4 protein-coding genes are annotated in these 6,141 nt (G+C 74.2%); all 4 read left to right on the top strand.

What is annotated here, in order from left to right:
- Positions 1 to 241 precede the first annotated feature (241 nt).
- The 4 genes from AB0J67_RS38545 to AB0J67_RS38530 all read left to right on the top strand — a co-directional run bounded on the left by AB0J67_RS38545 (position 242) and on the right by AB0J67_RS38530 (position 6,053).
- On the top strand, positions 242 to 757 hold the full coding sequence (locus AB0J67_RS38545; RefSeq protein WP_363490355.1) for a hypothetical protein: 516 nt from the start codon (positions 242 to 244) through the stop codon (positions 755 to 757).
- Between the two features lie 63 nt (positions 758 to 820).
- Entirely contained in the window at positions 821 to 2,515 is a 1,695-nt protein-coding gene (gene aspT, locus AB0J67_RS38540; protein ID WP_363490353.1) for an aspartate-alanine antiporter, read from the top strand.
- Between the two features lie 47 nt (positions 2,516 to 2,562).
- The gene (locus AB0J67_RS38535) at positions 2,563 to 3,777 is read left to right on the top strand and encodes an FIST N-terminal domain-containing protein (protein WP_363490351.1); all 1,215 of its coding nucleotides are present in this window, start codon (positions 2,563 to 2,565) and stop codon (positions 3,775 to 3,777) included.
- Positions 3,778 to 3,785: 8 nt separating this feature from the next.
- Positions 3,786 to 6,053: an EAL domain-containing protein gene (locus AB0J67_RS38530; protein WP_363490349.1), complete on the top strand. Its 2,268-nt coding sequence runs from the start codon at positions 3,786 to 3,788 to the stop codon at positions 6,051 to 6,053.
- Positions 6,054 to 6,141 lie beyond the last annotated feature (88 nt).

The raw sequence follows: 6,141 nt of genomic DNA, 5'->3' as shown, positions 1-6,141 counted from the left end.
GCACAAGTGAGGTCGCAGCGGGTCACAGCCCGTGCGACCTCGGAGTGACCGACCCGGCGATGGCGCGGCTGCGGGCCGAGGGCTTCGCCGTCGCGCACGCGGGGACCGGTCCTGCGGCGGTGGACGCCGCCGAGCGGATCAAGCGAGTCTTTAAGAGTTGCCGCACGACGAGGCGCCCTCGAAGGCGCGCGGAGGGCGCGGAGGGCGCGCGGCGGGGGTGGGGCGCGGGAGGGGTGGCGTCGTGGGGGCGTGGGAGGATCCCGGGATGGTGCTGAGCGGGGAGCTGCGGCGGTTGCCGCCGGCCGCGCGGGCGATCGCGGAGGCGGCGGTGGCCGCCGTCGACGCGGCGCGCGTACGCGACGAGCAGGGGCTGCGCGAGGCGGCCGACGAGCTGGCCGGGCGCGACCCCGAGCAGGTGGGCGTGGTGCTGGGCGGCACGGTCCGGTCGCTGCTGGAGGATCTGCATCCGGACGGGCTGTCCGGCGAGGACGTGCAGGACGTGCTGGAGCGGTGCGTGCGCGACACCCTGTCGTGGACCTCCGAGCTGGACGTGGACAGCCTGGTCGTGGTGCTGACCGGGGCGCTGGGCGTGCACCAGCAGGAGGAGGGTGCGGTCCGGCCCGATCCGCGCCGGCTGGCCTGGCACGCGCCACTGCTGCTGGCGTACCTGCTGGGGGTGTCGGGGCGGCGGTTCGAGCCGTACCTGGTGGCGGCATTCGCGGAGATCGCGCGGGCGGAGACGGTGGAGATGCCGTAGGCGGTGACACTTTGTCCTAATATGAGGTGAACTCAGGCCTCAGGACAGAGTGGAGCGTGCGGGGTGCTCGACTGGCTGGCCGAACTGCTGCGCGGCACCCCCGGGCTGGCCCTGTTCCTCTGCCTCGGGCTGGGCTTCGCGCTCGGCCGGGTGCGCTTCTGGAAGATCACCCTGGGCGGCATCGCGGGCACGCTGCTCGTCGCGCTGGTCATCGGCCAGCTGGGCGTCACGCTCGACCCGGAGCTGCGCAACGTCGCGTTCGCGCTGTTCATCTTCACCCTCGGCTACATGGCCGGGCCGTCGTTCTTCGCGAGCCTCAACCGCAGGGCGCTGCGGTACGCCGTGTTCACCGCGATCCAGATGGTCACCCTCGTCGCGCTGACCTGCCTGGCCACCGTGCTGATGGGACTGGACCGGGGCACCGCGGCCGGGCTGCTGGCCGGGGGCACCACGTCGTCGTCGGCGCTTGGCACGGCCGCCGAGGCGCTGGGCGCGCTGAGCCTGCCCCCGGCGCAGATCCACCAGCTGCAGGCCAACCTCGCCACGGCGTACTCGGTGGTCTACATCTTCAGCCTGATCACGATCGTGCTGCTGGCCGGCCAGGGCGTGCCGCTGCTGATGCGGGTGAACGTGCGCCAGGAGGCCGCCCGGCTGTGGCACGAGCTGGGCGGCGGCGACCGCCCGGAGGGGTCGGTCGCGGCGCTGCCGGGCTTCGTGGGGCGCATCTACCGGGTCACGGCCGCCGACGGCATGACCGTCGCTGCGGCCGAGCAGGCGCTGGGCGCCGAGGCCGCGGTGGAGCGGCTGCGCCGCGGCGAGGACATCGTCGAGTACGGCCCGGACACCGTGCTGCGCACCGGCGACCACGTGCTGATCGTCGGCCACCGGGCGGCGCTGCTGCACGGCGAGCGCGTGGTCGGGCCGGAGACGCTCGGCCACGGCGGCGGCCGGACGATGACGCTGGAGACCGCGGACGTGGTCATCACCGATCCGCGCTTCCACGGCTGGACGCTGTCCCGGCTGCACGAGGAGATCCCGCTCCACGACCGGCACGGCGTCTTCATCACCGGCGTCTCCCGGATGGAGCACGAGCTGCCGGTCAAGCCCAACACCGACGTCAGCCCCGGCGACACGCTGCGGCTGACCGGGGCGGCGGCCGACCTCGCCGCGCACGCGCCGCGGCTGGGCGTGCGCGTCGACGCGTCGGTCAAGGCCGACCTGAGCTTCATCTCGCTCGGCGTCGTCGCGGGCCTGCTGCTCGGGCAGCTGTCCGTGCCGGTCGGCGGGGTGCCGCTGTCGCTCGGCCTGGGCGGCGGCTGCCTGTTCACCGGGCTGTTCTGCGGCTGGCTGCGCGCCCGCCGCCCGACGTACGGCCAGTACCACCCCGCCGCCGCCCAGATGATCAGCCAGTTCGGGCTGGCCACCTTCGTCTGCGCGGTGGGGCTCAGCGCGGGCCCCTCCGCGGTGACCCTGATCAGCCGGTACGGCGTGCTGCTGCCGCTGGTCGCGGTGCTGGTGACGGCCGTGCCGGCGCTGCTGAGCATGTGGGTGGCGTGGAAGACCATGAAGCTGCCCGCGCCGCTGGTCGCCGGCGTCATCGCGGGCCAGCAGTGCAGCACCCCGGCCGTGACCGGGGCGCAGAAGGAGGCGGGCAACAACACCCCGCTGCTGTCCTACACCATCGTGTACGCCTTCTCCGCCGTCATCCTGCCCCTGCTCGGCCCGGTCATCGTGGGCCTGACCGGCGCGCTGCCGTGAGCCATGATCCTTGGCTGGGCGGCCCGCCACCGCGTTATCGTCACTGTGTGAGGCGGCTCGATCACGCCACGGTGACATCGCAGCCGGATACGCGGCTGCGGGCGGGCGTCGGCTACAGCGAGTCCGCCGACCCGGTCGAGGCCGGGCAGGCGGCGGTGCGCGCCGCCCTCGACGGCCTGGCCGGGCAGCCGCCCGCGCTGCTCATCGTGTACGCGTCCGTCTCGTACGACCTGATCGCCCTGCTGCACGCCGTGCGGGGCGTGGCGGGCCCGACGCCGCTGGTCGGCTGCACGACGAGCGGCCAGTTCCACGAGGGCCGCCTGATCACGCCGGGCATCGGGATCTCGGTGCTCGCCCTGACCGCCGGCCCCTACCGGTTCGGCGTCGCCTCGGTCACCGGGGTCCGCGACGACCCGGTCGGCGCCGGGCAGCGCCTGGCCCGCGCGGCCCGGGAGGCGGCCGGGCCCGAGCCGGGCCCGCACGCCGCGGTGCTGCTGCTCACCACCGGGCTCGCCGGCCACCAGCAGGAGCTGCTCAACGGCGTGCACAAGGTGGTCGGCGCGCCGGTGCCGGTGGTCGGCGGCGGCGCGGGCGACGACCGGCTGCTGGTGCGCACCTGCGTCTTCGAGGGCGACCGGATCTACACCGACGGCGGCGCGAGCGCGGTGTGGATCGCCGCGCCCGAGCCGCTGACCGTCGTCGCCGAGCACGGCTGGCACGACGTGAGCCTGCCGCTGCTGGTCACCAGGTCCGACGGGCTGGTCATCCAGGAGATCGGCGGGCGGCCCGCCGCCGAGGTGTTCCGCGAGCACTTCGACGACGACGTCGGCCACGAGCGGCCCGGCCTGGTCCGCCCCGCGCCGGGATACCTGTCGGCGTACGCGTTCGGCCTCATCGAGCCCGACGGCGGCAAGCTCATCCGGGGTGCGTACATCGACACCGACGGGCAGCTGCGCTCGTTCACGCCGCTGCCGCCGTACGCGCCGGTCCAGATCGTCGCGTGTGCCCCCGAGGACCTGCTGCGCGTCACCGAGGACGTGGTCGAGCAGGCGGTCGCCGGCCGCGACGCCACGGTGCTGCTCGCGTTCAGCTGCGTCGCGCGCCTGGACGTGCTGGCCGAGCAGGGCGCGGTCGAGGCGGCCCGGATCCAGGCCGCCGCGGGCGACGTGACCACCTTCGGCTTCTACACCTACGGCGAGTTCGCCCGGACCAACCGGGTCGCCGGATACCACAACGCCACCCTCACCGCGATCGCGCTGTGAGGGCGCCGGTGACCCACGAGACCGAGGTCGAGCAGCTCAGGCGGCAGCTCGCGGCGGCGTCCGAGGCGGCGCGCGACGCGTACCGCGACACCACCCGGCTCATCCGGCTGCTGGCGCTGCTCGGCCAGCCCGGCGGCCCGGACGAGCTGATGGAGGAGCTGCTCGCCGTGCTGTCCGACGTCTTCTTCACCGACGTGGTCTGCATGGCGCGGCTGGCCGGCGACCGCCTGGTGGTGACCGGCTCGTGCGGGCTGCCCGAGGGCGATCCCGCGTTCACCGAGGGCTGGGCGGTCGGCGAGTCGGCCCGCGCCGCGCTGGCCGGCGCCGAACCGGTCGCCGTCGGCGGCGGCGTACGCGGCGCCGACGCGCCCGGCTCGGTGAGCACGCTCGGCATCCGCGCCGCCGCCTGGATCCCGCTGTCCGCCGAGCCGTACGCCGACACCCTGCTCGTCCTCTTCCGCACCAACGAACAGCCGTTCGCCGTCTCCGACCTGCGCATCCTGTCGTCCGTGGCGGGGCGGCTGCAGCTGGCGCTGCAGGAGCGCGAGCACAACGCGACCATCGAGCAGCTCGCCCACTTCGGCCACCAGCTCACCCGCCACCTGGAGGTCGCACCGCTGCTGGACGAGGCCGTCGAGCTGCTGCGCCGGCTCACCCGCGCCGACCGCGCCTGGGTGGTGACCGTCGAGGGCGACCACGCCCAGCTGCGGGCGCACCGCGGCCTGCCCGACGAGGTCGTCGCGGGCTGGCCGAAGCCCGCCGCCGACGAGCTGGCGACCTGCGAGACGGGCTTGCCCGAGGCGCTGCGCGTCGCCGTCTCCCGCGACGACGGCCCGACCGCGCTGCTCTACGCCGCCCGCGAGCAGGCCCGGCCGTTCGCCCGCGGCACCGTCGAGCTCATGACGATCTTCGCGAACCACTTCGGCGTCGCGCTGACCAACGCCGAGCTCTACCGCGCGCTCGCCGAGCGCGCCACCCGCGACCCGCTCACCAGCCTGGCCAACCGCAGCGCGCTGGTGTCCCACCTGGACCAGGCGCTGCACGCCGACGACCCCACCCGGGTCGGGGTGCTCTTCTGCGACCTCGACGGCTTCAAGTCCGTCAACGACCTGCTCGGCCACGAGGCCGGCGACGAGCTGCTGCTGCAGGTCGCCGAGCGGCTGCGCCGCAGCGTACGCCCCGAGGACCTGCTCGCCCGGTTCGGCGGCGACGAGTTCGTCATCGTGCTCGACCGGATCCGGCGGCTGCCCGAGGTCGCCGAGATCGGCGCCCGGATCTGCGGTGACCTGCACGACCTGTTCGCCGTCAGGGGCGAGCAGGTGCACGTCTCCTGCAGCATCGGCGGCGTGCTCGGCGTACGCGGCAAGACCACCCCCAGCGCGATGCTGCGCGACGCCGACGCCGCCATGTACGTGGCCAAGGCCCGCGGCAGCGGCCAGGTCGAGGTGTTCGACGAGGACGCCTCGCACCGCTCCCGGGACCGCCTCGACCTGCGTTCCGAGCTGCTGCTCGCCCGCGACCGCGGCCAGCTGCACCTGGCGTACCAGCCGATCTTCGTGCTCGACTCGCGCGCCATCGTGGCCTTCGAGGCGCTGCTGCGCTGGACCCACCCGCACCACGGCAACGTGCCGCCCGACGTGTTCATCCCGCTCGCCGAGGAGAGCGGCGCGATCGTCGAGATCGGGCAGTGGGTGCTGGAGCAGGCCTGCCGCCAGCTCGCCCAGTGGCACCGGCTGCCCGAGGGCCGCGGCCTCGGCATGAGCGTCAACCTGTCGCCCGTGCAGCTGCACTCCCCGCGCGCCGCCGAGCGCACCCTCGACACCATCCGCGCCGCGGGCCTGCACCCGGCCGACATCTGGCTGGAGATCACCGAGCACAGCTACCTGCGCCACGAGGTCACCGAGTACGCCGGCGCCCTCGGCGCGGCCGGGGTGCACCTGGTGCTGGACGACTTCGGCACGGCGTACTCGAACCTGGCCTACCTCAAGCGCCTGCCGATCGAGATCCTGAAGATCGACAAGTCGTTCGTCAGCGGCGTCACCGGCGGCCACCTCGATCTGAGCATCGTGCGCGCGATCCTCGCCATCGCCGACTCGCTCGGGCTGGTCGCCATCGCCGAGGGCATCGAGACCGAGGAGCAGCGCACCGCCCTGCGCGACCTGGGCTGCCGCCTCGGCCAGGGCTACCTGCTCTCCCGCCCCCTGCCCGCCGCCCAGGCCGGCCTGCTGCTGCGCCCCCAGGAGCAGATGCCCGCCCGCGCCCGCAACGCCCGCTGACCCGCCCGCTCGTTCGCTCGCTCGCTCGCTCGCCCGCTTTGTATCGACGTTGGCCTATCTGGATGACTTCGATCAAAGAAAAGTCATC

It is taken from the genome of Catellatospora sp. NPDC049609, from assembly GCF_040675365.1.
Taxonomy (GTDB): domain Bacteria; phylum Actinomycetota; class Actinomycetes; order Mycobacteriales; family Micromonosporaceae; genus Catellatospora.
The sequence above is the reverse complement of the archived record's forward strand: the minus strand, read 5'-3'. Positions and strand labels throughout refer to the sequence as shown.